The organism is Selenomonas sputigena (genome assembly GCF_026015965.1).
Taxonomy (GTDB): domain Bacteria; phylum Bacillota; class Negativicutes; order Selenomonadales; family Selenomonadaceae; genus Selenomonas.
This window is the reverse complement of the sequence record NZ_CP110383.1, coordinates 1,988,842-2,014,897: the sequence shown is the minus strand read 5'-3', so window position 1 is coordinate 2,014,897 and position 26,056 is coordinate 1,988,842. Positions and strand designations below refer to the sequence as shown.

Below are 26,056 nucleotides of genomic sequence, written 5' to 3'. Positions count from 1 at the left end.
TGCTTTGAAGCTTATAGAAGGAGGCAGGATGATGCAGGAAGAGCGCGCGGACAATCGCAGTTATCGCCTGCTCGATCTCTACAAGCGTCTGCAGCAGGGGGAGGTGTTGTCGAAGCGGGAGCTTGCCGATAAGTATCGCGTGAGTGAGAAGACGGTGTAGCGTGATATCGAGGGGCTGCGCGAGTATCTTGCGGGGGAGCAGTCGTATTTGGAGGTCGTCTATGACAAGGAGGCGGGCGGCTATCGCATCTCTCGTGAGAGTGCCGAGGGGCTGCAGCCGGAAGAAGTGTTTGCGGTCTGCAAGATTCTTTTAGAGAGCTGCCCGTTTCCCAAGACGGTGATGCAGCAGGTTTTGAGGAAGCTCTTGTCGCAGGTGTCGCGGGAGAAGCGCGATGTCGTGGAGAAGCTGATTGCGCAGGAGACGCACCACTATACGGAGCCGCAGCATGGCAGGGATGTGATTCCTGAGCTATGGCGGCTTGCCGCCGCCATACGCGAGCAGCGCATCACTTCGTTCAGCTATACGCGACTCGACGGCGTTTGCCATGAGCGCGTGGTCAAGCCCGTGGCGATTCTTTTTTCGGAGTTTTACTTCTATTTGATTGCCTACTATGCAGACGATTCGGCGGACTATCCAATTGTTTTCCGCATCGACCGCATGGAGAAGGAGTGTTTTTCCGTGCCCTATCGCGAGCGATTTAAGGAAGGCGAGTTCCGTAAGCGCATCCAGTTCATGTACGCGGGGGAGCTTCGGTGAATCTTGTTCACGTACAGCGGCTGCTCCTTGGAGGCGATTCGCGACCGTCTGCCGACCTTGCGCGTCGTCAAGGAGGAAGCGGGAGTCTATACGCTGACGGCGGAGAGTTACGGCAAGGGCATCGAGATGTGGCTGAGGACGCAGGGCAAGGAAGTACAGGTGCTTGAGGTGTGCAAGGGATAGGAATTGCATAGAATTTTCCGGCATGGACAAAATTTGTCCATGCCGTTTGCTAGTATTGGAGATGTAAGATGTCGCACGGCGGGCGACCATGGAAAGAAGGCGCGTTGTTAGAATAATGGTGCAAGCAGTCAAGCCCGAAAGGTGTAGACGGGGCTGATTTCTGTACGGGCGGCGCACGATGTCTACAAAGTGGAGTTTGTGCGTGTAGTTTGCAATGAAGATGTGAGAAACAAAGGGGATGAGAGAAGTGTCGTTTATAATGAGTTCTGAGATGCTCGAGGTGTTTAAGACGATGCGGCGTTTGAGGATGCCGTCTATGCAAGACTTGGCGAAGTGGTATCGGGAGTGTGATGCGGGTGTCATTGGTATCGGCGATAATGGGATGGAAGCTGTCGATCATTTGATGAAGTCGGGTTTCAAGAATGTGGAATATCTGGTGTTGCACCGCGATGCGAAAAAGCTCAGGCAGACGAAGGCGGATGCGATTGCATTGGAAGATGATTCTTGGAAAGGTATCGAGGGGTGGATGACGGTTCCAATCGAGGACTACCCCATAAGCTATCAAAAGTTTTATTTTTACTGCGACTTGATCCTGCAGGGTGAGCGACCGGCTTTTGTACTGGCGGACTTTTCGGAGTCGCTGGGAAGAAAAACGGCTCCTGCTGCAGTAAGAGAAGAGAGCCTTTTCCCCTACGCTGGAAAAATAGCTGTGGTGCATGTACCGCACATCGAGACAAGGAACGCCGGAAAGAAGGCGACGACAGAAGATTCTGATCTAAAATGGTGCTTGCAGCGCCTTTGCGAACATGCGGAAGTTGTCATAGCGATGGGCGATGATGCTTCTGCAGCGTTGGGAACGGTGGCGGCAAATGCGGTGGCGAAGCAGCAGAGCGATTTCGTCGGTGATTTGCTGCTCGCTTTGCACGGGGATGAGGAAATGCGGCTCTCATGGCAGGAGGCTCGTGCGTTCCTGTCTGCAGGGAGGCTGTCGAGGTGGGGAAATCTATGGCAGGCATGGAGCAGCGAAGCGGCAGACGTGCGCTCGGCGATGGCAGACGTGCAGCGCGTGCTCTCGTATGGCGGCGCGTTGGGTGCGGCAAAGCGCGTGTTCGTCATGGTCACGGGGAAGGAAGGAGAGCTTTCCCTATCGGCGGTGCAGAAGGCGATGGAGGAACTGTCGGCATTGCTGGATAAAGAAGCAGAGGTGCTGCTGCACGTCAACAGCGAGAAGGAGTTCGACGTTGGCGTACGTATCAATATGGCAGTGCAGGTGGAGAGGGGATGTTGACTAGTTTAGTTTGCGGAATTACAAGGTGCAAAAGCTGGCGGATGGCAAAATTTTATTAAATAAGAATCAAATTACAGCTATCGTCATGGGAAGGATACGAGCAGGATTTTTACGGCATGGACAAAATCTGTCTATGCCGGTTACTTTTTTGAAAGAAAAGATGCTGCATAGCGGGTGATCGCGAGTGCGTGTCAATCTGTTATCGGAAGACTTCAACAACATCGATATGGGGACGTTCGAGGAGAAGTATTCGGAGAAGGGGCTTTGGGAGAAGATTCAGGGGAATGTAGCGGTGATCGGTGCGAATCTCGTTTACAAGGCGCTGCAGCTCTTCTATGTTGCACAGTCGCCGCAATGCCCGACGAAGGTCAAGGCGGCCATTTATGGGGCGCTGGGATACCTCATCTCCCCGCTCGATCTCATTCCGGATTTCACGCCTGTTGCGGGATACGCAGATGATGCGGTGGCCTTGGGAACGGCGCTACTTTTGGCGCAGATGTACATCACCGATGAGATCAAGATGAAAGCGTGGGAGAAGATTCGCAGTTTGTTTGGTGAGGAGATTTTGCGAAAGCTGGAAGAGGAGGGGATACAATCGTGAGACGAATCTTGCTTCTGTCGGTGTTCATGATTGCCGCGTCTTTTGCCGTGTGCTCCGCCGGGCGGCCGACAGAGATCCCGATCCGGGAAATTGCTATCGGGGGGATCGATACGCTCGCTTCTGAGGAGTATGTGCGCAGCGTATACGGAGAGCCGGATGAGATCACATACGAACCTTGGCAGCGTGCACAGCCGCACAACCAAAAGACCTTTCGCTACGGCGACAGTTTCTTCATTGTGTTCGATGCGGATGACGGCAGGGCGTGGCGCATAACGACAACGGGAAGCAACGGCTTGGCTACGCCGGCAGGCTTTGCGGTGGGGTCGGACATTTCTTCGGTCATACGACGCTACGGCAAGACGTATACATATTCCCTGCCGCAGGGCGGCATAGGAGTGAACTATGCGAACAGCTGGTACATCGGCTTGACGTTCAAGGCGGATCGCACGGGGAAGATTTATGAGATTTCCGCTTTCGTGGCCGATTAGGATGAAGATGGTCTTTCGCTGTGCGATGCTTATTTTTTCCGTCAAAATGACGATACATGAAGAGATGCCCATAGGATGGGGCATTTTGGAGATATGCAAGGAGGAATGAACATGGATGTAACAGCGATGAGCAAGATGGCGTATGCCATGAATCAGAGTGCGGCGAAGCTGCCGCAGGCAGAGCGTGTGCAGACGGCACAGGCGACGAAGGGCGGTGCGGCAGATGCGGCGAAGACGGCGCAGGATGCAGGCGCTGCTTTTGACGTGAAGATTTCTGACGCTGCGAAAAAGAAGGCGACGGACGCAAAAGCCGCCGAGACGGACGAGCCGGCGAAGGACGGCAAGACGAAGGGCTTGACGGCAGACGAGGTCAAGGCTCTGCAGGATGATATCGACAACAGCTACAATATCCTCATCAAGACCATGACGGAGCAGAATGCACAGCTTCAGGCATGGCAGAAGGATGGCGTGGGTTTCCTGAATTTCGACGGGCGCAAGGTGCTGACGGCGCAGTTTGCTCTGCCCGATGTCGCGACGACGCCGGAGGAAGCGGCGAAGGCGGTTGCCGACGGCGGTGACTGGTCGGTCAAGGCAGTGGCTGACCGCATCATGAGCATGGCGACGTCGATCGCGGGCGACGATCCGAAGAAGCTTGAAGCCCTGCGCTCTGCGGTGCAGGATGGCTTCAAGCAGGCGGGAATCGACTTCAAGCAGATGACGGGCAAGAAGGATATGCCGGAGATCACGGGCAAGACATACGACGAGATCATGGGGCGCTTCGACAAGCTCGTGAAGAAGGACGATGCACCGAAGGCGGATGCGGCTAAGGCTGCTGCGCCGAAGGATGCCGCGGCAGCTGCGCAGGATGCACAGCAGAAGAAGGCGGCGGGCGCTGCGCTCTGAGCCGAAGCAGAAAAGAGAAGAGCCGATGCATGGGAGTCGTTCGTGCATCGGCTTTTGCATTGCAGCGCGTTTTTCCTCGGCAGGGCGCAGGGCAGCAAACTGTAATGTAAGCGGTGGAGCAGGGAAACGTCCCGTCGCTTACGTTACAGTTTGCTGAAACATGGCCGTGTCGCTTGCGAAAGATGCAAAGCGTGCTATAATGACTTTACTAAGGACGGCGCATTTTTGTCCACGAAGTGGACGTTTGTGCGTGTAGTTTACTATGAAAGTCCAAGAAGTCAAGCCCGAAGGGCGCAGACGGATTGGTAAACTTTCATTAAGGGCGGCGCACAATGTCCACGAAGTGGACGTTTGTGCGTGTAGCTTGTGATTCATTTTCAGGGAAGTGCGGAAGCGTTCCATTCTTCCCGAAGAGTGGGCGATGTTGGCGCAAGGTTTCGCTCGCGCCCCGAAATTGGAGGAGGGTTTTGCATGACTTGTTTTTGGAATAGGAAGAAGAAGCTTCTTTCGGGCGCGATTGGCGTCTTCGTTGTCGGCGCCGTGCTCTTTGCGGGCTGCTCGGACAGCACGGCGAAGGAGAAGGAAAATTCCGTTGCGGGCGGCATTGCCGTAGAGCAGGCGGCGAGCCAGAAGCCTTTGTCGGATGCGCGCAACACGCCGGCGGTTCGTGCGGCACGCGCGGTAGGCCCTGCTGTCGTCGGCATCACGAACAAGACGGTCGTGCGCGACTGGTTCAATATGCCGGTCGAGACGGAGGGCGTCGGCTCGGGCGTCATCTTTAAGAGCGACGGCTACATCGTGACGAACAACCATGTGATCCAGGGTGCGAAGGAGATCACTGTCTCGCTTCCGGACGGGCGCAGCTTCAAGGGGAAGCTTGTGGGAGCGGACGAGCTTACGGACATCGCCGTTGTGAAAATCGAGGCCACGGGGCTGCCTACGGCGAAGTTCGGCAATTCCGATGATCTCGTCGTCGGCGAGCCGGCCATCGCCATCGGCAATCCGATGGGGCTTGAGTTCCAAGGGACAGTGACGGCGGGTGTCATCAGCGCTTTGAACCGCACGCTCGACATCAGTGAGCGCCGCTTGAAGCTCATTCAGACGGATGCGGCGATCAGCCCCGGCAACTCTGGCGGTGCGCTCGTCAATGCGGACGGAGAGGTCGTCGGCATCAACAGCGCGAAGATTGCGGCGAACGGCGTCGAGGGCATCGGCTTTTCCATCCCCATCAACACGGTGCAGGAGATCATCGATCAGCTTCTCTCGAACGGCTACGTCGTGCGCCCCTACCTCGGCGTCGGCATCTTCGACAAGGAGACGGCGGCACGCGCCGGCTACACGCTGAATGCGGACAAGGGCGTCTACGTTGAGCATCTCGAACTCGGCGGCCCTGCAAATCAGGCGGGCGTCATGCGCGGCGATCTGATCCTGAAGATCGACGACAAGGAGACGAACACCGTCGCCGATCTCCGCGCGGCTGTTGCGGAACATAAGGTTGGCGATCAGGTCAAACTCGTCATCGAGAGGGACGGCAAGCAGGAAACGGTGACGGTGACGCTCAAGGAAATGCCGCAGTCGAATCGATGAAGATCCGCGTCGTCGCTGTGGGAAAGCTCAAGGAAAAGTACCTGAGGGAAGGCGTCGCTGAGTATGAGAAGCGCCTCGCTCCCTTCGCTTCTGTGGAGCTTCGGGAAACGCGCGAAGAATACATGGCGGAGAATCCGTCCGAAGCACAAAGGCAGCAGACGCTCGCAAAAGAGGGCGAGCGTCTCTTGCGTCTCGTGCCGGAGAGGAGCTTCCTCATCGTGCTCGATGTCAAGGGGAAGCTCCTTTCGTCGGAAGCGCTTGCAAAAGAGCTTGCCTCGCTCGCGCTTCAAGGGCAGAGCGACCTCACGTTCCTCATCGGCGGCGCGTTCGGCCTGTCGCCAGCGGTGCGAGAGCGCGCCGATCTTAGAATTTCATTTTCGCCGATGACCTTCACGCATCAGATGGTGCGGCTCTTGCTCTACGAGCAGATTTATCGCGCGTTCAAGATCAATCGCGGCGAGAAGTATCATTGGTGAAGATGTATTGCATAGAAAAGGGATGTGCCGGCATCGGTTTCGACGGTGGCACATCCTTTTTTGCGAAATGTATGTGGCTATGGTATAATGCAGATGGTGCTATCCAAGCGGTAGGCGGTCGATTCTTGCCCCTTTCGTGGTGAACGTCATTCGCGTATCCAGGCTATTTTGGCTTGGGGGTGCGGGGCGTTTTCACATTCGACCTATATTCAAGCAGCTTCTCCTTTCGGGATTGCTTTTGGGATTGGTCAGAAAGGGGGCGTTGCCCATGACGATTAACGATTTAATCGCGTTGCTTTTGGTGACGCTTTTTATTCTCGTCGTTTTGAAAGCATAAGAAAACCCGCCTTCGGCTCTCAATCGTAGGCGGGCTTTCTTAAAGCAACTACAATAGGGGCTGACCGTTTACCGGTAGCACCTTTTCTACGACTATTATACGACGATCAGGAAGATACGTCAAATCCTCAGCGTTTCAAATTTGAAATTATGCTATAATACATTTGCTGGTTATATTTCTATAGCTTGACTTTTAGAAAATAAAAACGACAAGGGGTTTTCAGCTTGAACGTGAAAAATAAGGCGGAGCGCGCGGAAAAGCGCAGGCGGCGCGTGCGCGACAACGTGCAGATCGTGGTGCTGTTCGTGCTCGCCCTGTTCTTTTTGACGCTCTGCCGCTACGGCTGGGTGCAGATCGTCAAGGGCTCGGAGATGTCGGAGCGCGTGCGCATGCAGTCGGGGGAGGAGCGCGTGGCGCAGTCGCCGCGCGGCGCGATCCTCGATGCGAACGGCAGGGAGCTTGCCGTTTCCTCGATGACGAAGTCGCTCTTCGTCGACCCGAGCCATGTCGGGGATGCGGCGCAGCTTGCCGCCGACCTCGCGCCGATCGTGGGTCTCAGCGAGGCGGACATCTTGGAAGACATCGACCAGGGCGGCGGCTTCGTCTGGGTCAAGCGCCGCATGGAGCCGTACATGTCGGATGCCGTGAAGGCGCTCATCCGCGAAAAATCGTACGGCGACTGCCTGGGGTTTCGCGATGAGGCGAAGCGCTACTATCCGAACGACGTGCTCGCGGCGAATGTCTTGGGCTTCGTCGGCACGGACGACAAGGGACTCGACGGCATTGAGCAGCAGTTCGACGGCTTGATCAAGGGCGTCGAGGAGGAAAACTTCATCCTCACGGACATGAAGAGCCGCCCGATTTTAAGCTCGCTCTTTATGCCAGACACGTATACGGGCGATCGCTGCAAGACGGTGACGTTGACGATCGACAGCAACATCCAGTTCATCGTGGAGCAGGAGCTTGACCGCGCGATGGCGGAGAACGCGCCGCAGCATGCGACGGCGATCGTCATGGATCCCAAGACGGGCAATATCCTCGCGCTCGCCATGCGGCCTTCGTACAATCCGAACGAGTTCGGCAAGTATTCGAGCGAGACGTGGAAGAATCTCGCCGTCTCCTCGATCTATGAGCCGGGATCTACCTTCAAGTCTGTCGTGGCGGGCGCGGCGCTCGAAGAGAAGATTGTCACGCCGAACCAGATCTTCGTCGATCCCGGCTACGTCATGGTCTCGGGCAGACGCATACAGAACTGGAACGGCGAGAGTTTCGGCACGGTGACATTCACCGATGTCGTCAAGAACTCGCTCAACACGGGGTTCGCGCTCGTCGGACTCGATCTCGGCGCCGAAAGGCTCACAAAGTACGCGAAGCTCTTCGGCTTCGGCGAGCCGACGGGCGTGGAGCTTCCGGCGGAGGAGGGCGGCATCCTCTTCGAGCCGGAGAACATGCGTGACTCGGATATGGCAACGATGGCGATCGGCCAGAGCATCGCCGTGACGCCGTTGCAGCTCGTGACGGCGATGGCGGCGATCGCCAACGACGGCGTCCTTCTGAAGCCGCATATCGTCAAGGAGATCCGCAACGCCGACGGCTCGACCTACCTGCAGACGAAGCGCGACGAGGTGCGGCGCGCGCTGCAGTCGGCGACGACGAAGACGCTCGTCGGGCTTCTTGAGCAGGTCGTCGCGGCGGGCGGCGGACAGAAGGCGCAGGTCAAGGGCTACCGCATCGGCGGCAAGACGGGCACGGCGCAGAAGATTCGTCCGAACGGTGCGGGCTACATGGACGGCCATTACATCGCGTCGTTCTGCGGCTTCGCGCCCGTCGATGATCCGAAGGTCGTCGTGCTCGTCATTCTCGACGATCCGTCAGGCGGCAACTTCTACGGCGGACAGATCGCGGCACCCGTCGCGGGCGCAATCTTTTCGCAGATTTTCCGCTACATGCACATCGAACCGTCGAGCGATCCCTTCGTCGAGATGGACGAGAAGCGTGCGCAGAAAGAAGCGCAGGCGCCGCCGAAGAAGAAGCCGCGCCTGCCCGATGTCGTGCCGAGTGGCAAGGTCGTCATGCCCGACCTCGACGGCCTGACGATCCGCGAGGCGGCGGAAAAGCTCGCCGAGATCGGCGTGACGCTCGAAGCCGAAGGCTCGGGCAGGGCAAGCTACCAGAGTGCGCCCGCCTACAGCGTCATCGATCCGGGCGAGACGGTCACGGTTGTCTTTTCGCCATGAAAGAGGGGGCAGGCTGAATGACCTGCCCCTCTTTTTGTCCCTGTCTTTTGCACTATCGAAATAGAAAATAAGACCTTTTACTTATGCTCGCTTTGTGATAGAATATAGGAGAAATGATTCCTATGGAAACGTTGAGGAATCAGCGGCTCTTTGTGACAGGAAAGGTAGTCTCATGGAAAAGAAACCTGTGATGCTGATCGTGGACGATGTGGAGATGCATCGTGCCATTCTCGCGCAATTTTTCAAAGCGGAATACGATCTTCTGGAGGCGGCGGACGGCAATGAGATGATGGCGCTGCTCGCGGAAAAGACCGTCGACATCATCCTGCTCGACCTCGTGATGCCGGGACCGGACAGCTTCGACCTGCTCGCCCGCTTGAAGCGCGACGAGCGTCTGTCGGCAATTCCCGTCATCGTCACGACGGCGCGCAATGAACGTACCGTCGAGGTGCGCGCGATGGAGATGGGGGCGGCGGATTTCATCACGAAGCCGTACAACCCGACAATCGTGCGATGCCGCGTGAAAAATGTCATGGCGCGCATGGAGAACGAGTGGCGCAAACTTGAACAGGCGGCGCGCGAGCGGCAGATTCTGGAGATGCGCCACCACATCGAGATCGACGCCCTGACAGGTGTGTACAACCGCGAGGCGTTTTACGAGAAGACGGTCGAGCTTTTGCAGCAGAACCGCAGCGTGCGCTACAATATCTTGTATTTTGATATCAACTGCTTCAAGATCATCAACGACCTTTTCCATATCGAAACGGGAAATTTGATCTTGAAGACGGCGGGCACGTATTTCAAGACGATCACTGAGGGCATAGGCGTCGCAGCTCACATGGAGGCCGACCATTTCGCCATCTGCATGCCCGAGGATATGCTTGATATCGACATTCTGCTCGAAGGCATAGACAGTGCGATCTTCTCCCTCGGCATCAAGAATAACATTCTCTTTTATGCGGGAATCTATCCGGTCGACGATGTCCTGGTGCCCGTCAATCAGATGTGCGACCGCGCCCACATGGCGCTCAATACGGTCAAAGGGCTGTACAAGAAGCGCTACGCCTACTACGACGAGAAGATGCGCGAGACGCTGCTCGAAGAGCAAATGCTGCTCCGCGAGATGGAGCAGGCGCTTTCTTCGGGACAGTTCTGCGTGTACTATCAGCCGATTTACAGCATCAAGGCGGGACGCGCCGTCAGCGCCGAGGCGCTCGTGCGCTGGCGTCATCCGACGGCGGGCGTCATTCCGCCCGTGCGCTTCGTGCCGCTCTTCGAGCGAAACGGCTTCGTCGTGCGGCTCGACCGCTTCGCGTGGGAGGAGGTCTGTCGTATGCTCGCCGAGCGCATCCGCGAGGGACTTCCCGTCGTGCCGGTCTCCGTCAACGTCTCACGGCTGAACTTCTACGACAACGATTTCTGCGATACGGTCGTCGGCCTTCTGCAGAAGTACGGGCTCGATCCTTCGCTCCTGCGCTTAGAAATTACGGAGTCCGCCTATACGGACAATCCGGTGCAGCTTTTAAGCGTCCTGAAACGGCTGCACGACATCGGCCTCACGATCCTCATGGACGATTTCGGCAGCGGCTACAGTTCGCTCAACATGCTCAAGAACGTGATGGTCGATATTCTGAAGATCGACATGGGATTTGTGCAAAATCTCGAAGATTCTGAGCGCGCGCCCACCATCTTGCGGCGCGTCGTCGAGATGGCGCACGATCTCAAGATGAGCGTCGTCGTCGAGGGCGTGGAGACAAAGGCGCAGATCGATTTCTTGTCGAGCATCGATTGCGACAAGATTCAAGGATATTATTTTGCAAAACCTATGGCGAGGGAGGATTTTACGGCACTCATAGAGAAAGAAGCAGGGAGGTGATAGCAGATGGCGAAGATCACGAAGGAAGCGTTCGGCGAGCTGAAGAATGGCAGGCTCATCACGCTTTATACGTTGGAGAACAGCGGCGGTATGAGGATTCGCATCATGGATTACGGCGCGCGCGTGCAGTCGCTCATCGTGCCCGACAGAGAGGGCAAGAGCATCGACGTGGCGCTCGGCTACGATGATCTCAAAAGCTACGAGGCGGACGACAAGTATTTCGGCGCGATCGTCGGGCGCTCCGTGGGGCGCATCGCTTTCGGCGATTTGCCGATCGACGACGAGAGGTACGTCCTGGAGTGCAACGAGGGCAGGAATCATCTGCACGGCGGCTCCTTGGGCGGCTACGACAAGAAGGTCTGGGCGGCGGAAGAAAAGGACGGGGCGCTTGTGCTTCGCTACCTGAGTCCTGCGGGCGAGGGCGGCTACCCGGGCGACTTGAAGCTCGCCGTGACGTATGCGCTCTCCGAGAAGAACGAGTTCGTTATTTCCTATGAAGCGGAGGCGGACGGCGACACGATCTGCAATCCGTCGCATCATACGTATTTCAATCTCGAAGGCTTCAGCTCCGGCTCGGTACTCGACCATAAGATCCGCATCTTCGCCGAGAAGTACACGCCGACGGACAACGAGCTGATTCCCGATGGGCGCATCCTGCTCGTCGAAGGGACGCCGCTCGACTTCCGCGAGATGAAGGAGATCGGCGCACGCATCGACGCGCCGTTCAGCCAGATGCGCTGGGCGGGCGGCTACGACCACAACTTCGTGCTCGATCAAACGCCCGCTGAAGAAGAGGCGAGGGAACTGGGGTTCGGCGAGGATGCCGCATGCCCCATCGACTACAAGACGCTCCATAAGCTCGCCCACGTTTATGCTGAAAAGACTGGCATCCACATGCACGCTTACACGACGCAGCCCGGCGTGCAGTTCTACTCGGGCAACCATCTCGATGGCGTGCTCGCGGGCAAGGCGGGCGCGGCATTCGCTCCGCGCGCAGGCTTCACGCTCGAAGCGCAGGTCTTCCCCGACGCCGTGCATCATGCAAACTTCCCGCAGCCGATTTTGCGCTCGGGCAAGAAGTGGCAGGCGCGGACGGTGTTCGCCTTTGGCTTGGCGTGACGCCCATAAGCGAGCCGTTTTGAGCAAGCGTCAAGAGCCGCGCATCCTTTGAGGCTGCGCGGCTTTTCGTTTGGGAGGGAAAGATACGATGTCGAAAAATATCGAGCGTGCGCTTCTCTATGTGAAACAGCCCGAGCTCTTTCGCCTGCGCCTCTTCGCCGACGGGCTTCTGATCGGCGTCCTCGTGGGCGCTGTCATCGCGCTCTATCACTGGCTCTTGGAAAGCGCCGATCATTTGCGTCCCGTGCTCTATGACTTCCTGCGCGATGCTTCGCCGCTCTGGACGGCGGGGTATTTTCTCGCGCTCCTTGCGCTTTCCGTCGTCGTCCGGTATCTCATGCAGCTCGATTCCATGGTCGGCGGCGGCGGCATCCCCGACCTCAAGGGCGTCCTGCGCGGCGACAGTCATCTGCGCTGGGCGCGCGTGCTCTTCGGCAAGTTCGCCAGCGTCGTGCTCGGCATCGGCGCGGGACTGTCGCTCGGGCGCGGCGGCCCGAGCGTGGAGATCGGCGCCTGCGTGGGCGCAGGCGTCAGCCGCGCGGCCGGGCGTTCGCGTGCCGAGGAGCGCTTCCTTTTGACGGCGGGTGCTGGCGCAGGCTTCGCCGCCATCTTCAACGCGCCTTTGGCGAGCCTCGTCTTTTCCTTCGAAGAGCTGGCGAAGAACTTCTCGCCGCAGATGCTCATGGGCGTCCTCGGCTCTGCCATCGCCGCAGGCTTCGTGACGCAGGAGATCTTCGGCGTCGGCCCGATGTTCGCCGTCGGCTCCGTGCCCGCCGTGCCGCTCGGCGGCGCGTACCTGCTGCTCTTCTTGCTCGGCGTATTCTCGGGTGCGCTCGGCAGGCTCTTCAACCGCGTGCTCTGCCTCGCGCTCGACACTTGGGGGCGCTTCGTGCCTTCTCTCGGCTTTCGCACGGCGATTCCGTTCCTCGCGGCGGGCGTTCTCGGCTTCTTGCTGCCTGAGATCCTTTCGGGCGGCAACTTTCTCGTCAACCGCATGGTGCAGGAGCCGCTCGTCTTCGGCGCGATCCTCGTCATCTTTCTCGGCAAGTTCCTCTTCACGGTCTTCTGCTACGGCTCGGGCGTGCCGGGCGGCATCTTTCTGCCCGTCCTCGTCCTCGGTGCGCTTTCGGGTGCGCTCTTCTCTGCGGCGGCAGTTGCGCTCGGCGCTCTGCCCGCGGCGCTCTGCCCGACCTTCGTCGTCCTCGGCATGGCAGGCTTCTTCGCGGGAAGCATCAAGGCGCCGCTGACGGCGAGCCTCCTCATCATGGAGATCACCGGCTCTTTCGAGCACCTGCTCGCTGTCGTCTGCGTCGCCGCCTGCGCCGCGCTCGTCAACGACCTCACGGGTGGCAGACCCATCTACGACGAGCTTTACGAGCGTTCGCACGGGCAGGGCGCGAGAGGCTCGCGCCGCCGCGTCATGGCGGAGCTTTGCGTCGCAGCGGGAAGCGCGATGGAGGGGCGATGCGTCTCGGCGATCGACTGGGGAGCGCACGGTCACGTCATGAATGTGCGGCGCGGCACGATCGAGCTTCTGCCGCAGGGCAGCCTCATGCTCAAGGCGGGCGACATGATCTATGTGCTGACCGAGGAAGGCGAGCTTGGAGCGCTGGAAAGAGCGGCAGGGGAGGCAAGCGGCGGCTTTTCGCGCGACTGACGGAGATGTGCTTCTGCGTGCAGCATTTCGATGCTGCACGCGTTTTTTGACTATACAAAAGAAGACGAATCGCGTAGAATAGAGTGTATGCGGCGGGCAAAGATGCAGGCGATTTTTTGCAGTCGTCAGAAATGTTCTTGACAAGCCGCCTGTACTGTGATAACATGCAAATCATATAAATTTGGTATGAATTTTACTGCTGCGAAAGCAGCAGTCACAAGGATGTGATTTTATGAGCATGATAAGGCTTGCTGCCATCAAGAAAAGCTATGAGAGCGCGGCGGGCGAAGTCACGGCGCTAAAGGGCGTCGACCTCGAAATCGAGCGCGGCGAGATCTATGGCATCATCGGCCTTTCGGGCGCGGGCAAGTCGACCTTGATCCGCTGCATCAACATGCTGGAGCGGCCGACCGAGGGCAAGGTCATCGTCGACGGCAAGGATCTGACCGCGCTCAGTGAGGCCGAGCTTCGCGAGGAGCGCAAGGGCATCGGCATGATCTTCCAGCACTTCAACCTGCTGTCTTCGGCGACCGTCTACGACAACGTCGCCTTCCCCCTGCGCCTTTCCGGCACGGACGAGGCGCAGATCCGCACGAAGGTCGAGCCGCTCCTCTCACTCGTCGGACTCGCCGACAAGGCGCAGCAGTACCCGGCGCAGCTCTCGGGCGGGCAGAAGCAGCGCGTCGGCATCGCGCGGGCGCTCGCGTCCGATCCGAAGGTGCTCTTGTCGGACGAGGCGACGAGTGCGCTCGACCCGCAGACGACGAAGTCGATCCTGCATCTCATCGCAGATATCAACAAGAAGCTCGGTCTGACCGTCGTCATCATCACGCATGAAATGCAGGTCATCAAGGATATATGCGACAAGGTTGCCGTCATCGAGGGCGGCGTCATCGCCGAAAAAGGCTCCGTGCTCGACATCTTCACGAAGCCGAAAGAAAGAATCACGCGCGAGTTCGTCAGCACGCTCCTGTCGAACGATTTGCCGATCAACTACCGCAAGAAGGAGCTTTTGCCCGAGCCTGTCGAGGGCGGCGAGCTGCTCCTTCGCCTGACGTTCCTCGGCGAACGCGCTGACGATCCCGTCATCGCCGACGTCATCCGGCGCTTTTCCATCGAGGTGTCCATCCTCTATGGCACGCTCGATCAGATCAAGAGCGTGCCCTACGGACGCATGATCGTCGGCATCAAGGGCGAGCAGGCGGAGATTGACCGTGCGCTCGCTTACCTCGATACGCGCGATCTCACGAAGGAGGTGATCGGCTATGTCCGCTGATATGCTGCCGCTTCTTACGAAGGCGCTCGGCGAGACGGTCTACATGGTCGTCGTCTCGATGATCGTCGCGAGCCTCATCGGCATCCCGCTCGGCGTGCTGCTCGCAACGACGGCAAAGGGGCAGATCCTCGAATGTATGCCTTTGAACCGTGCCATCGGCGCTGTCGTCAACGCGCTTCGCTCGATCCCGTTCATCATCCTGATGGTCGCGATCATCCCGTTCACGCGCTTCATCGTCGGCACGTCCATCGGCACGACGGCGGCGATGGTGCCGCTCGTCCTCGCCTCGATCCCCTTCATCGGACGGCAGGTCGAGACATCGCTTCGGGAAGTGCCCGCAGGACTCGTCGAAGCTGCGCTTTCGATGGGCGCTACGCCCTATCAGATCGTGCGGCGCGTGCTTTTGCCTGAGTCCATGCCGAGCATCGTCGCTCAGCTCACGACCGTCGTCATCGCCCTCGTCGGCGAGTCGGCGATGGCGGGCGCGATCGGCGGCGGCGGTCTCGGCGATCTCGCGATCCGCTACGGTTACCAGCGCTTTCGCCCCGACATCATGATCGCGACCGTCGTCATACTCATCGTCCTCGTGCAAATCGTCCAGTTCCTGGGCAACCGCCTGGCGAACGGCTTGAATAAAAAGTAACTTTCATGAAAGCGGGCGAAGGCGCTGCCTCGTCGGCTTTCACCGAGGAATCCCATTCACAAGGAGGAAAAATCATGAAGAAACTATTCGTCATCCTCGCGGCGCTCACGCTCTCCGTTTTTGCCCTGGCAGGCTGCGGCGAACAAAGTGCATCCAAGACCATCAAGGTCGGCGCGACGCCTGTGCCGCACGCTGAGATCCTTGAGACGATCAAGCCGCTCTTGGAAAAGGAAGGATACAAGCTGGAAGTCGTCGAGTTCACCGACTATGTGCAGCCGAATGTCGCGTTGAACGACAAAGAGCTTGACGCGAACTTCTTCCAGCATCTGCCGTACCTCGACAACTTCATTTCCGAGCACAAGGAAATGAAGCTCGCGAACGCCGGCGGCGTCCACATCGAGCCGATGGGCGTCTACTCGCGCAAGATCAAGAAGCTCGACGAGCTCTCTGACGGTGCGTCCGTCGCGATCCCGAACGATCCGACGAACGGCGGCCGCTCGCTCCTGCTCCTTGAAAAGGCCGGCCTTTTGAAGCTCAGGGAAGGCTCGGGCACGAACCCGACGGTGCATGACATCACGGAGAACAAGAAGAACCTCAAGTTCCAGGAAGTCGAAGCCGCGCAGGTGCCGCGCACGCTCGATGACGTCGATGCCGCCGTCATCAACACGAACTATGCGATGCAGGCGAACCTCGTTCCGACGAAGGACGCGCTCTTCATGGAAGACAGCACCTCGCCCTACGTCAACATCGTCGCCGTGCGCACGGGCGACGAGAAGCGTCCCGAGATTCAGGCGCTGATGAAGGCGCTGAGATCCGAGGAAGTCAAGAAGTTCATCGACGAGAAGTACAAGGGCGCGATCGTCCCCGCGTTCTAAGCTAGGAATCAAACACAAAGAGGGAGCTGCCGCGACGGTGCGGCAGCTCCTTCTTTGTGTTTCGAGGAGGCAAAATCGTGAAGACAGGACGCTCCTTCACAGCAAGCGATGCGCTTTTGCCAGTTGCTCGATCTTGCTGATGGACCACTGGGATATATCGGCGATGCTCGCGAGATCGTAACCCTTCTTCAGCATGGAAAGTATCATGCCGGATTCACCCTGGAGGATGCCCTGCGCACGTCCTTGTGAGATGCCTTGCGAGATGCCTTGCGAGATGCCTTGCGAGATGCCTTGCTCTATACCGCGCTCGAAGATGCCTTCGCTCAAATTGCACATGGTGTTCATCTCCTTTTCCATATCGGAGGAAATATCAAGGTTGAATTCTTCTTCCAAAAGTTTCTTCTTTTCCGCAGCCGACTTTTCTGTGTCACGAAACAGGAGTTTGAGGAAGCGGACGAGCTTGTTGCTGGAATCGTCTGTGCCGAGATAGATCATGATGATGCTTAACAGGTCGTAATCACTTTTTTCTGCCTTTGTGTGACGCAACAGGTGACGCTCGTGCATATCATAGAAATTGATGGCACTTTTGCTGTCGGGGGAGTCCATGCAGATCCAAACGGAATAGACTTTTTTGATGTCGTTATAGTTTGATTTGGCAAATTCCGTTTCCTTCTGGGAAGAAATCAAGCGACAGGCATAGTATACGGCTCGGCGCAGCAGCGCATAGCCAAGACGATTGTGCGATTGTGTCTTTTGAGCCTCGATGTTGACAATCAAAGTGATTCTCGCGCCTGTTTGGGGAACTTTTGCATGGAACAGGATGCCGAAGCGAATCCAGCCTTCCGTGGGACTGGCGCTTTCCGTATTGTTGCCGCGGATTTCTTTTGGCGTTTGCCGTGCGGCGTTCGTCTTGTCCATGTCGACTGGGATGGTGCCAATTTCGGGTTCGCCTTCGATGCATTGTTCGGCGATGGTCGTCAAGTCGATTTCATGGAATTCAGGAATGACACCCTTGAGAATTCGAGCTACGACATCCTTTTGGGCGAGCAGGCGCTTGGCATGTTGATCGTAGGCGGGATTCGCATAGCCGAGCAGCAGATCCTCGGGATTGAAGTTTGTCGATGACTTCATGAGATGTCCCCCTTTAGCCTTATCATAGCATGATTCGGAGGGCTTTGCCAGATTTTTAGGATTTTTCCTGCTGACAGAACGTGGACAAGGAGATGTGCCAAGGTATCAACCTTTATGCCCGGCGTCATCTCGAAATCGGTAGCCGACGCCCCAGACGGTTTCGATGTAAATGGGCGTAGTGGGGTTCGGCTCGATCTTTTCGCGGATGCGGTTGATGTGAACCATGACGGTCGCCGTGTCGCCGAGGGCGTTCATGCCCCAGATGCGGTAGAAGAGCTTGTCCTTGCTGAAAGCGATACCGTCGAGGATGCCGCTTGCATAGCCCTTGATGGCAGTCAGGGGCGTCGCGAGATCGTGCGAGATGCCCGCGAGGAAGATGTAGGCGAGGATTTCCCATACATCGTGCAGCGGATCTTCTTCCTTTAGCGCACGCGCGTGGAACGGGATGAGACCGCGCGCGATGACGACGGTGCGCGTTTTCTCTGCATGATAATGGAAAGAAAGGTAAAAATTTTTAACATCGGATATGATATACTGTAATCAGCAAGAGCGGGAATGTGAGATATATCAGGCGATGCTCTTTGGTTTCCTATCCTAAATGAAGGGAGAAAGCACCATGAACAGAAAGGAACATTCATTTATTCGATTTGGAGACGATCGGATAAGGCTCGACTCCATCGAAGGCTATGGCATTCGCACGATTCCCCGCTATTTTGTGCGAAATGAGGCGCACTCCGAAGTTGAGCGGAACAGCTATGAGGGGGCATTTGAGCTGTATATGTACGATGATGAGCCGGATAAGAATGCCAGTCCAATGCTGGACATCAGCGGGTATCCCGTGCTCATGGACGGAATGGTAGTGCAGGAGGGTCATCTGCCGCCCCAAGCGTTTGATGTACAGAAGGCGCGCGCATTGTATGTCCGAGGCAAGCAGATGGGAGGCGGATGGTCGGAATCTTCCATGTTGCTTTACACGGAGGGCGAATGCGGTTTTGACATCCATGCCAAGCTTGCCGAATTGGATGGACTTCTCCTCGACTAGCAGAAAATCTTGCCCGACAAAAATAGCAGGAATCGACATATATCGCATCGAAAGTGTCTACATTTGGATGTGAATTAGATGTGAGGATGTGAGCGTATGTATCCTTATGGACTGCAGGACAAGAAGCTCCTGAACATGCTGATCCTGGAGATTTTGGAGCAGTATACGGACAGCGACCACCGCTTGACGCAGCTGGAAATCGTGGATTTGCTGGAAAAAAACTATGGCATTCCATGCACTCGGCAGACGGTCAAGAACAATCTTATGCTCCTTAAGGATATGGGGTATGAGATTTCTCTGAAAAGCGGCGTTTGCCTTATGTCGCGCCAGTTTGAGGATGCGGAACTGAGGATGCTGATCGACAGTGTCCTCTTCTCCCGCACGCTTTCCGGCGCACAGGCCGAACGGCTGATTGAGAAGCTGGTAGGGCTTGGAAACAAATACTTCCATGCCAAAGTGAAGCACGTTTCCCATCTGCCGAAACTCATACACTCGGACAACAAGCAAGTCCTGCTGAATCTGGATGTGCTGAACGATGCCATTGAGCAGGGGAGGAAAGTCAGCTTCATTTATAACAGCTATGGTAAGGACTTCAAGCTGCATCCCAAGCGGGAAGAACCGTACATCGTAAGTCCGTATCAGATGGTGGCAAATCAAGGCAGATATTATTTGCTTGGCAATCATGATAAATACAAGAATATTTCCCATTATCGCTTGGATTGCATGACGAAGGTGAAAATGCTTGAGGACAAGGCCAAGCCGAAGAAGCAGGTGGAAGACTTTGCCCAAGGCTACAGTTTGCCCAAGCACATGGCAGAGCACATCTATATGTTCAGCGGTCCGAGCGTGCAAGTGAAGATGCGCGTCTGGGATCAAATGATGAGCCAGTTGATCGACTGGTTCGGCAAGGATTTCCGCATTGTGCAGGAGGATGCGGATGAACTCATCGTTTCCGTTGCCTGCAACGAAAAGGCGATGAAATATTGGGCGTTGCAGTATGGAGAATATGCGGAGATCTTAGAGCCGAAAAGCCTGCGGGATGCGATTCGTAAGGCGGTAAGGGATATGGGAAAGAAGTATCTGTCAGGTGAGATGGAATAACACGAATTGGGGCGGGAGTGTCAACGGCTTCTTAAGGAGGTACGCATGGTCGAGGAATTTTATGGAAAAATCAGCCGATCGGGCTCGAACCTATCCGACAGTTTGGAGGATAAGCTGACCGGAGATTTTTTCGGTACATTAAGGTACATGGATTTTTGTGATGGATTGCAGCCCATACTATGCGGGGCATTACGCAAATCGGAGAAGCAGCAGGCTGAATCACAGGCTGCAATTCAGCTCATAGAAAACGCGAATTGCACAAATATCAGCGATGAGGAACATATCAAATTCTGGCCGAAACATGATCTTGGGGAATTGGATGTTTTGCTAAACTTTGACAATTGCTGTATTGGCATTGAGGTAAAGTTCCAGAGCGGACTGTCCTCAGACGATCAGCTCATTCGCGAAGCAAACATTTTGTGCGATTTGGCCAAAGATAAAAAGAAAATCCTGCTGTTCATTGCAAAGCACGAAGCATGCATATCGGTTTATCGTAAATATAAGAACATTATAAGCAAGGATGTCCATTTCGTTTTTGCGAGTTGGGAAGACATATTGCAATCGATGAAGGATATTTTACATGGGGGGAAGGGAAGCAAATATACCTTTGGGCAGAAATTGATGATACGTGATTTGGTAAGATTATTGACAAGAAAGGACTTAGATACCTTTTTGTCTATGACAAATGGTATTGCCGATAAACTGGGTCAATTAATAGAAAAGGAAAGATACTTTATGGCAGATCGTAAAAATAATAAGGATTATACGACGAACTATAAGAATGCCGCCTTTGTAGTTTTTATGACGTACAAAAATGTAGAGAAATTGCTCAAGGAGATAGAATCTAAATCCAAGGAATGTGGATATGTGTTTATAAAGTGGTATGAAGAGAAGTGTGCCGGTATTGTGGATGATATTTGGCTGACGTTTAGCAAAGAAGCAAATACAGGCAGCGGGGACACTTCGTTGTATGCAGTGAATATCTTTTTGACGAACACAAATGAAGACGATCCGTCGGATCCGATTTTCAGAGTTTTGAGGTATATTTCGCCAAATGCTATTTCAAAAAATCTCACGAGAGAAAAATTAGTAGATACGTTTGATAAAAATGCTAATGCAGAAAGGGATACTTGCGATATCGTTGTGGATGAAATTACTATGACGTTACATCAGAGAGATATCAATAACTCGAAAAAACACGCTGGCTTGCAGGGTTGTTATTATGTAGATTTACCCTTGATGAGCATTTCACAAGATGACATCAAACGAGTTTTCCATATTTTTGATGAACTGTCGAAGCAGTCTGACATAGCATATTCGCAGCAAGCGACGAACGAAGAATAGATAAGAGGGAAAGAACATGGTGCAATATACAGAAAATATTCTGCAGGACAATGGTGTTATCCTTGCCTGCGAAGATGAGCGTATCTTTTCTGCGCTGGCACGATATTATTCCCACATGGAAAAGTGTGAGCCGCTCCTAGGTATGCCGGTGCGTCAATTCTTCTCCGAATCAGAACAGGAGGATGCTGCGTCCATCGCAACGGAAGAGGTATCGTTGCCCCATACCATGCTGATTTCGGATGCGCAGGCGATGACGATCCCGTTCGAGATATTGCGGCAGCAGGATATACTCTGCATCTATCGTACAGCTTCTGAGGGAGACTTTGTCGCATGTGCAGAGCGGCTGACTGCACTGCAGGAGGACGATGGCGGCTGCATCAGACCGATTCTTATGTACTTTGCAGATGAGACAGCAGCAAAGGCTTGCATGATCGCATCGGGTCTATGGACGCCGATGAATATTCAACTGGTCGGTGTAGACAGGCGGGATATTCTTCCGATGCTTGCGTCGACGAAAGGAGATCTTCGGTGTATCTCTGTAGAACATCTGCTTTGGGAAGAAATGCCTGCCGCGAATCGAACAGTGCGGGGTGTGCAGATCATCTTCCGAGGGACAGGAGAAGAGCTTAGTCTCTGTGATATTGCGAAAAAGGTGGAATCCGTCGCCGACTGCTTCCGAGGAGAGGTTGATATCTTGTGGCAGGTCGAGCTATGTGAAGCGAATGAGATACTGATGTTTTCTGTGTATGAAATGCATCATGCAGGCGTTGCGTCGAAAGCTGTGTGAGCCGTCAAAGTTCTTCGCTTGAATTGGAACTATGTGTCGAATTTGCGTGCAATAGAAATTTTTATAGAAGGGGTGTGTGGATGGTGCTTTCTGGCGATGGCATGAGGTGCGATACAGCCGATGTCAAAAGGGTTGAAATCAATGTTCATACGCAGGCTGTGACTGCAGGTTCGAACCGCATAGCGGATTTGATGGATGAAATAGAGCCGTCGTATGAAAAATGTCTTCCTCAAATTCCCCATGCCCATGATATCATCAAATCCATGTCTTACGATAAGGCAAAGGAATTATATGGCAGAAATCTGCCGCGAATTGTGCAGGAACGATTGGAGCAGGAAATTGCCATCATCCTTGAACATGGATATTCGTCGCTGTATTTGTTGCAGCAAAAACTTGTGCAAAAAGCTCATGAAGATGGTCACATCACCTGCACGAACGGCTCGATCGGTGCTTCTTTGGCAGCGCATCTGATTGGGATAACGGAAGTCAATCCGCTCCCTCCGCATTGGCGTTGCGCAAAATGTCAATACAGCGAATTCATCACAGATGGCTCCGTGGCTTCCGGTTTTGATTTGCAGGCTAAAATTTGTCCCAAATGCGGAGAAACACTCATGGGCGATGGTCACGATATTCCCTATGCCGCTCTTGTGGGCTTTGACGGGAGCAGACAGCCTGATATCGTCATGAATTATCCAGATTCGTATCGTTCTATTGCAGCCGAAAATATAGAAAAAGTATGTGATCATGTCCGAGTATATCAAGCCGGAACAATCGAAACGATATCCTATGATGAAGCCGCGACATATGTACAAAATTATATTGATACAACGGAGCGTATTCTCGTGAAAATATCCGTGCAGGAAGTGGCTGAGAAATGTGTTGGCACGAAAAAAACTACGGGAATCAACGATTCAGCTTTTATCATTATCCCCGAGGATGAAGAACCCGACTGCTTTACTCCTCTGCAGGATGTGAAAGATCAAGAAGGTCATACATATCGAATCTCCCATTTTTCCTACCACAATCTCACCGATCAGTTCCTTAAACTCAATCTATTGCCTTATTTTGTACTCTCTGTCCTCGAAGAATTAGAGCGCGGCACAGGCTGCAGCCTTTCGAATATTTCCTTCGATGACCCTTCCACCATATCTTTATTCCGGAAAGCCGACACCGTTGGCATTCCCGAATTTCGCTCTCCCAAGGTTCGTCAAATGCTGCAGGAATTGCAGCCGAGATTCTTTAGTGAACTGGTCAAAATTTCCGCGTTCTCTCATGGAAGCGGCGTATGGGAAGGAAATGCGCAGAACCTGATACGCCGAGGTGTATGCACGTTGAACGAAGTCGCTGCAACCCGTGATGATGTCATGATGTACCTGATACGAAAGGGGATCGACCCGCTGCGTGCTTTTCAAATTATGGAATCCGTGCGAAAGGGGAATGGCATCCTTCCCAAAACGATAAAAATTCTGCAGGAAAAAGGTGTTCCCCTTTGGTATATTCAATCTTGTCAAAAAATGGGATATATGTTCCCTCGCGCTCATGTCGTGGATCATGTCATGTCGAACTATCGTCTGGCGTATTACAAGGCGCATCATCCGCAGGAATTTTATCAAGCATATATTGAAACCCTGGCTGATGCGTCCGATCTGGCAGTCATAAAATCAGGGGAAACGGCTATAAAAGAGCGCCTCTCAATTTACACGGACAGGGAAAATACCGAGGAACCGAGCAACGGTAAAATCGAACTTTTGGAGCTTGCACAGGAGATGTATATGCGAGGGCATCATTTGCGACCGCATTTCTATGACGAATACCTCAAATCGTTCTAAGCTAGGTATTCGTCATAATTTTATTGTACATTCATGTTCAAAACGCTTGACCGCAACAACTGCAATAGACCTCCCAGTTTCCATGACCAACTGTTTGTTCCAGCCCGTTTATCGCGTGAAGTGCTATGCAAATAATGTGAAGTATGAGCTGATTCTCGACGCGCAGTCGGGCGCGGTGCTCTACCGCGAGGTTGACGACTGAGAAGGGGGCGTTGTTGCTGGGCGAATGAGAGAGAGCCTGCCGCATGTTTGTCATGCGGCAGGCTCTCTTCGTGGCTTCGGTATGTATTGGCGCATTGCTTATGCGCCGACATCGACCTTCGTGTTGCGCGTGGGGTTTTTCGCGGCTTCGGCGGCATTCTGCATCTGGCGTATGTAGGAGGCTTTTGCCTGCTGCAGCACGGACGGCGTATGGTGTGCTGCCGTCTCGACAATGCGCTTGTTCGCCTGCTGGAAAGTGGACGAGCCGACCTTCGTGTCGTTGCCGAAGGGCGAGGATTTGGAAACGGCGTTCGCGGCGCGTGAGGCACGCGATGCCGACTGCTGGGCGAGGGCGAAAGCTTCTTCGTTTGCCTGCTGGAACTTCGATGAGCCGACCTTCGTATCGTTGCCGAAGGGCGAGGCCATGTAGATGGCCTTTGCTTCGCGTGCCGACTTTGCAATCGAGCGATCGGCGAGCCGCGCTGCCTCCTCGTTCGACTGTTGGAATTTCGACGTGCCGAGCTTCGTGTCGTTGCCGAGGATCGAGCCCATGTAGTACGCCTTGGCGGCTCGGGCGGAGCTGGCGATCGAGCGGTCAGCGAGGGCGATTGCCTCCTCGTTCGACTGCTGGAACTTTGACGTGCCGATCTTTGTGTCATTGCCGAAAGGCGAGGACATGTAGATCTCCTTCGCCGCGCGTGCAGACTGCGCGATCGAGCGATTGGCAAGCTGCTCTGCTTCCTTGTTTGACTGCTGGAATTTCGAGGTGCCGAGCTTCGTATCGTTGCCGAAGGGCGAAGACTTGTAGACTTCCTTTGCCTCGTGCCATCCTTGGGCGGCCTTTTGGCGACCTACTTCGGCGAGGTTCAAGTTGATCTTCTCGAACGTTGCCGAGCCGTAGGGGTTGACTGAAATTGAAGAGATGCTCATCGTTCTTTCCTCCCTGCTTCCCTGCCGGGTCATGCTGATGATTCACATAGAATCTTCCTAGGATATTCTCCCCATATTATAACAAATATTTCTTTTGTCTTCAATGTCTGTGCGGAATATTTCCTAACCTAGAATATCATTGACAATCGCTCCCGTTTTAGTGTAATATTAAAGAAGAATTGGCGGGGGCTTTTGCCCTTGCCGGAAGGTTTCGCAGACGGCGCACGGGCTTTTTGTGCTTCGTCTGTATCGCCGCCGGGCAAAGCCGGGGGAAGGACTAGGGGGTATTTTACAAATGGCAGTAAAAGTAGCGATCAATGGTTTCGGACGTATCGGCCGCCTCGCGTTTCGTCAGATGTTTGATGCAGAGGGCTATGAAGTCGTAGCCATCAACGATCTCACGAACCCCAAGATGCTCGCGCACCTCTTGAAGTATGATTCGACGCAGGGCAAGTACGAATACGCGGACAAGGTGGAAGCCGGCGAGGACTCCATCACGGTCAACGGCAAGAAGATCAACATCTATAAGGAAGCCGATGCCTCGAAGATTCCTTGGGGCAAGCATGACGTCGACGTCGTACTCGAATGCACGGGCTTCTATACCTCGAAGGAAAAGGCTTCGGCGCATCTGGCCGCCGGCGCGAAGAAGGTCGTCATCTCGGCGCCTGCCGGCAACGATCTGCCGACGATCGTCTTCAATGTCAACCACAAGATTCTGAAGCCTGAGGACAAGATCATTTCGGCGGCTTCTTGCACGACGAACTGCCTCGCTCCGATGGCGAAGGGTCTCAATGACCTCGCGCCGATCCAGAGCGGCATCATGGCGACGATCCATGCCTATACGGGCGATCAGATGACTTTGGACGGCCCGCAGCGCAAGGGCGATCTGCGCCGCAGCCGCGCCGCCGCCGTCAACATTGTGCCGAACTCGACGGGCGCGGCGAAGGCGATCGGTCTCGTCATCCCCGAGCTCAAGGGCAAGCTCATCGGCGCTGCGCAGCGCGTCCCGACTCCTACGGGTTCGACGACGCTCCTCTTCGCTGTCGTCAAGGGTGAGGTCACGGTCGAGCAGATCAACGCGCAGATGAAGAAGGAAGCGACGGAGTCCTACGGCTACAACGAGGACGAGATCGTATCGAGCGACATCGTCGGCATGCGCTACGGCTCGCTCTTCGATGCGACTCAGACGATGGTCAGCCCCATCGGTGACGGCAACACGCAGGTGCAGGTTGTTTCGTGGTACGACAACGAGAACAGCTACACGAGCCAGATGGTTCGCACGATCAAGTACTTTGCTGAACTGAAGTAAGGGAAGCACGGATAAATTCAGCGCTTTCTGAGAGCGAGAGCGGTCGGCGAAATACGGGAGAGGCGAAGCTAGCGCGCCT

General features: G+C 55.1%; 26 protein-coding genes. 23 read left to right on the top strand and 3 right to left on the bottom strand.

Features of this window, described 5'->3' with window-relative positions; genetic code table 11:
* Positions 1–28 precede the first annotated feature (28 nt).
* From OL236_RS09795 to OL236_RS09720, 16 genes are all read left to right on the top strand, one after another.
* Complete coding sequence (locus OL236_RS09795; protein WP_265070459.1) at positions 29–160, top strand: hypothetical protein; 132 nt, start codon at positions 29–31, stop codon at positions 158–160.
* 48 nt (positions 161–208) lie between these two features.
* The gene (locus OL236_RS09790; RefSeq protein WP_265070458.1) at positions 209–757 is read left to right on the top strand and encodes a helix-turn-helix transcriptional regulator; all 549 of its coding nucleotides are present in this window, start codon (positions 209–211) and stop codon (positions 755–757) included.
* A 3-nt stretch (positions 758–760) separates the two neighbouring features.
* A complete protein-coding gene (locus OL236_RS09785; protein WP_265070457.1) occupies positions 761–940 on the top strand; it encodes a hypothetical protein in 180 nt (59 codons plus the stop codon).
* A 316-nt stretch (positions 941–1,256) separates the two neighbouring features.
* The gene (locus OL236_RS09780; RefSeq protein ID WP_265070456.1) at positions 1,257–2,228 is read left to right on the top strand and encodes a cell division protein FtsZ; all 972 of its coding nucleotides are present in this window, start codon (positions 1,257–1,259) and stop codon (positions 2,226–2,228) included.
* 226 nt (positions 2,229–2,454) lie between these two features.
* Positions 2,455–2,829: a YkvA family protein gene (locus OL236_RS09775; RefSeq protein WP_265071818.1), complete on the top strand. Its 375-nt coding sequence runs from the start codon at positions 2,455–2,457 to the stop codon at positions 2,827–2,829.
* Positions 2,826–3,317, top strand: coding sequence for a hypothetical protein (locus OL236_RS09770; RefSeq protein ID WP_265070455.1), 492 nt, complete (start codon positions 2,826–2,828; stop codon positions 3,315–3,317). The genes OL236_RS09775 and OL236_RS09770 overlap by 4 nt, the downstream gene beginning before the upstream one ends.
* A gap of 111 nt (positions 3,318–3,428) precedes the next feature.
* Complete coding sequence (locus tag OL236_RS09765; RefSeq protein WP_265070454.1) at positions 3,429–4,220, top strand: hypothetical protein; 792 nt, start codon at positions 3,429–3,431, stop codon at positions 4,218–4,220.
* A gap of 471 nt (positions 4,221–4,691) precedes the next feature.
* Complete coding sequence (locus tag OL236_RS09760) at positions 4,692–5,807, top strand: S1C family serine protease (RefSeq protein WP_265070453.1); 1,116 nt, start codon at positions 4,692–4,694, stop codon at positions 5,805–5,807.
* Positions 5,804–6,283, top strand: a complete 480-nt coding sequence (gene rlmH, locus OL236_RS09755) for a 23S rRNA (pseudouridine(1915)-N(3))-methyltransferase RlmH (protein WP_265070452.1) — start codon at positions 5,804–5,806, stop codon at positions 6,281–6,283. The genes OL236_RS09760 and rlmH overlap by 4 nt, the downstream gene beginning before the upstream one ends.
* Before the next feature lie 561 nt (positions 6,284–6,844).
* Positions 6,845–8,857, top strand: coding sequence for a penicillin-binding protein (locus OL236_RS09750; RefSeq protein ID WP_265070451.1), 2,013 nt, complete (start codon positions 6,845–6,847; stop codon positions 8,855–8,857).
* A 172-nt stretch (positions 8,858–9,029) separates the two neighbouring features.
* Positions 9,030–10,733 carry a putative bifunctional diguanylate cyclase/phosphodiesterase gene (locus OL236_RS09745; protein WP_265070450.1) on the top strand — a complete coding sequence of 568 codons (1,704 nt, stop codon included), beginning with the start codon at positions 9,030–9,032 and terminating at the stop codon, positions 10,731–10,733.
* Positions 10,734–10,739: 6 nt separating this feature from the next.
* The gene (locus tag OL236_RS09740; protein ID WP_265070449.1) at positions 10,740–11,852 is read left to right on the top strand and encodes an aldose epimerase family protein; all 1,113 of its coding nucleotides are present in this window, start codon (positions 10,740–10,742) and stop codon (positions 11,850–11,852) included.
* A gap of 88 nt (positions 11,853–11,940) precedes the next feature.
* A complete protein-coding gene (locus OL236_RS09735; protein ID WP_265070448.1) occupies positions 11,941–13,509 on the top strand; it encodes a ClC family H(+)/Cl(-) exchange transporter in 1,569 nt (522 codons plus the stop codon).
* A 238-nt stretch (positions 13,510–13,747) separates the two neighbouring features.
* Positions 13,748–14,785, top strand: a complete 1,038-nt coding sequence (locus OL236_RS09730) for a methionine ABC transporter ATP-binding protein (RefSeq protein ID WP_265071817.1) — start codon at positions 13,748–13,750, stop codon at positions 14,783–14,785.
* Complete coding sequence (locus tag OL236_RS09725) at positions 14,775–15,428, top strand: methionine ABC transporter permease (RefSeq protein WP_006193884.1); 654 nt, start codon at positions 14,775–14,777, stop codon at positions 15,426–15,428. The genes OL236_RS09730 and OL236_RS09725 overlap by 11 nt, the downstream gene beginning before the upstream one ends.
* 74 nt (positions 15,429–15,502) lie before the next feature.
* Positions 15,503–16,303 carry a MetQ/NlpA family ABC transporter substrate-binding protein gene (locus tag OL236_RS09720; protein ID WP_265070447.1) on the top strand — a complete coding sequence of 267 codons (801 nt, stop codon included), beginning with the start codon at positions 15,503–15,505 and terminating at the stop codon, positions 16,301–16,303.
* A gap of 96 nt (positions 16,304–16,399) precedes the next feature.
* Here OL236_RS09720 and OL236_RS09715 read toward each other — a convergent pair whose 3' ends face one another.
* Positions 16,400–17,434: a nuclease gene (locus OL236_RS09715; protein ID WP_265070446.1), complete on the bottom strand. Its 1,035-nt coding sequence runs from the start codon at positions 17,432–17,434 to the stop codon at positions 16,400–16,402.
* 105 nt (positions 17,435–17,539) lie between these two features.
* Entirely contained in the window at positions 17,540–17,797 is a 258-nt protein-coding gene (locus OL236_RS09710; protein ID WP_320109815.1) for a helix-turn-helix domain-containing protein, read from the bottom strand.
* 253 nt (positions 17,798–18,050) lie between these two features.
* On the opposite strand from OL236_RS09710, the gene OL236_RS09700 reads away from it, so the two are divergent.
* The 6 genes from OL236_RS09700 to OL236_RS12530 all read left to right on the top strand — a co-directional run bounded on the left by OL236_RS09700 (position 18,051) and on the right by OL236_RS12530 (position 23,739).
* Positions 18,051–18,476 carry a hypothetical protein gene (locus OL236_RS09700; RefSeq protein ID WP_265070445.1) on the top strand — a complete coding sequence of 142 codons (426 nt, stop codon included), beginning with the start codon at positions 18,051–18,053 and terminating at the stop codon, positions 18,474–18,476.
* A gap of 96 nt (positions 18,477–18,572) precedes the next feature.
* Entirely contained in the window at positions 18,573–19,577 is a 1,005-nt protein-coding gene (locus tag OL236_RS09695; RefSeq protein ID WP_265070444.1) for a WYL domain-containing protein, read from the top strand.
* Between the two features lie 45 nt (positions 19,578–19,622).
* Complete coding sequence (locus OL236_RS09690) at positions 19,623–20,921, top strand: nuclease (protein ID WP_265070443.1); 1,299 nt, start codon at positions 19,623–19,625, stop codon at positions 20,919–20,921.
* Positions 20,922–20,937: 16 nt separating this feature from the next.
* The gene (locus OL236_RS09685; protein WP_265070442.1) at positions 20,938–21,708 is read left to right on the top strand and encodes a hypothetical protein; all 771 of its coding nucleotides are present in this window, start codon (positions 20,938–20,940) and stop codon (positions 21,706–21,708) included.
* A gap of 80 nt (positions 21,709–21,788) precedes the next feature.
* The gene (locus tag OL236_RS09680; RefSeq protein WP_265070441.1) at positions 21,789–23,537 is read left to right on the top strand and encodes a hypothetical protein; all 1,749 of its coding nucleotides are present in this window, start codon (positions 21,789–21,791) and stop codon (positions 23,535–23,537) included.
* Between the two features lie 82 nt (positions 23,538–23,619).
* Positions 23,620–23,739 (top strand): PepSY domain-containing protein, encoded by a 120-nt coding sequence (locus OL236_RS12530; protein ID WP_413777373.1) that lies wholly within the window; start codon positions 23,620–23,622, stop codon positions 23,737–23,739.
* Positions 23,740–23,837: 98 nt separating this feature from the next.
* Here OL236_RS12530 and OL236_RS09675 read toward each other — a convergent pair whose 3' ends face one another.
* Positions 23,838–24,668 carry a hypothetical protein gene (locus OL236_RS09675; RefSeq protein WP_265070440.1) on the bottom strand — a complete coding sequence of 277 codons (831 nt, stop codon included), beginning with the start codon at positions 24,666–24,668 and terminating at the stop codon, positions 23,838–23,840.
* Positions 24,669–24,963: 295 nt separating this feature from the next.
* Between OL236_RS09675 and gap the strand changes: the two genes are divergently transcribed.
* A complete protein-coding gene (gap, locus tag OL236_RS09670; RefSeq protein ID WP_264917544.1) occupies positions 24,964–25,977 on the top strand; it encodes a type I glyceraldehyde-3-phosphate dehydrogenase in 1,014 nt (337 codons plus the stop codon).
* The last annotated feature ends 79 nt before the right edge of the window (positions 25,978–26,056 follow it).

Excerpts from the sequence above, each read along its gene's own strand:
- OL236_RS09795 (WP_265070459.1), top strand. The coding sequence starts at position 29 with ATGATGCAGGAAGAGCGCGCGGACAATCGCAGTTATCGCCTGCTCGAT.
- OL236_RS09780 (WP_265070456.1), top strand. The coding sequence starts at position 1,257 with ATGCAAGACTTGGCGAAGTGGTATCGGGAGTGTGATGCGGGTGTCATT.
- OL236_RS09775 (WP_265071818.1), top strand. The coding sequence starts at position 2,455 with ATGGGGACGTTCGAGGAGAAGTATTCGGAGAAGGGGCTTTGGGAGAAG.
- OL236_RS09765 (WP_265070454.1), top strand. The coding sequence starts at position 3,429 with ATGGATGTAACAGCGATGAGCAAGATGGCGTATGCCATGAATCAGAGT.
- OL236_RS09760 (WP_265070453.1), top strand. The coding sequence starts at position 4,692 with ATGACTTGTTTTTGGAATAGGAAGAAGAAGCTTCTTTCGGGCGCGATT.
- rlmH (WP_265070452.1), top strand. The coding sequence starts at position 5,804 with ATGAAGATCCGCGTCGTCGCTGTGGGAAAGCTCAAGGAAAAGTACCTG.
- OL236_RS09745 (WP_265070450.1), top strand. The coding sequence starts at position 9,030 with ATGGAAAAGAAACCTGTGATGCTGATCGTGGACGATGTGGAGATGCAT.
- OL236_RS09740 (WP_265070449.1), top strand. The coding sequence starts at position 10,740 with ATGGCGAAGATCACGAAGGAAGCGTTCGGCGAGCTGAAGAATGGCAGG.
- OL236_RS09735 (WP_265070448.1), top strand. The coding sequence starts at position 11,941 with ATGTCGAAAAATATCGAGCGTGCGCTTCTCTATGTGAAACAGCCCGAG.
- OL236_RS09730 (WP_265071817.1), top strand. The coding sequence starts at position 13,748 with ATGATAAGGCTTGCTGCCATCAAGAAAAGCTATGAGAGCGCGGCGGGC.
- OL236_RS09725 (WP_006193884.1), top strand. The coding sequence starts at position 14,775 with ATGTCCGCTGATATGCTGCCGCTTCTTACGAAGGCGCTCGGCGAGACG.
- OL236_RS09720 (WP_265070447.1), top strand. The coding sequence starts at position 15,503 with ATGAAGAAACTATTCGTCATCCTCGCGGCGCTCACGCTCTCCGTTTTT.
- OL236_RS09715 (WP_265070446.1), bottom strand. The coding sequence starts at position 17,434 with ATGAAGTCATCGACAAACTTCAATCCCGAGGATCTGCTGCTCGGCTAT.
- OL236_RS09700 (WP_265070445.1), top strand. The coding sequence starts at position 18,051 with ATGAACAGAAAGGAACATTCATTTATTCGATTTGGAGACGATCGGATA.
- OL236_RS09695 (WP_265070444.1), top strand. The coding sequence starts at position 18,573 with ATGTATCCTTATGGACTGCAGGACAAGAAGCTCCTGAACATGCTGATC.
- OL236_RS09690 (WP_265070443.1), top strand. The coding sequence starts at position 19,623 with ATGGTCGAGGAATTTTATGGAAAAATCAGCCGATCGGGCTCGAACCTA.
- OL236_RS09685 (WP_265070442.1), top strand. The coding sequence starts at position 20,938 with ATGGTGCAATATACAGAAAATATTCTGCAGGACAATGGTGTTATCCTT.
- OL236_RS09680 (WP_265070441.1), top strand. The coding sequence starts at position 21,789 with ATGGTGCTTTCTGGCGATGGCATGAGGTGCGATACAGCCGATGTCAAA.
- OL236_RS12530 (WP_413777373.1), top strand. The coding sequence starts at position 23,620 with ATGACCAACTGTTTGTTCCAGCCCGTTTATCGCGTGAAGTGCTATGCA.
- OL236_RS09675 (WP_265070440.1), bottom strand. The coding sequence starts at position 24,668 with ATGAGCATCTCTTCAATTTCAGTCAACCCCTACGGCTCGGCAACGTTC.
- gap (WP_264917544.1), top strand. The coding sequence starts at position 24,964 with ATGGCAGTAAAAGTAGCGATCAATGGTTTCGGACGTATCGGCCGCCTC.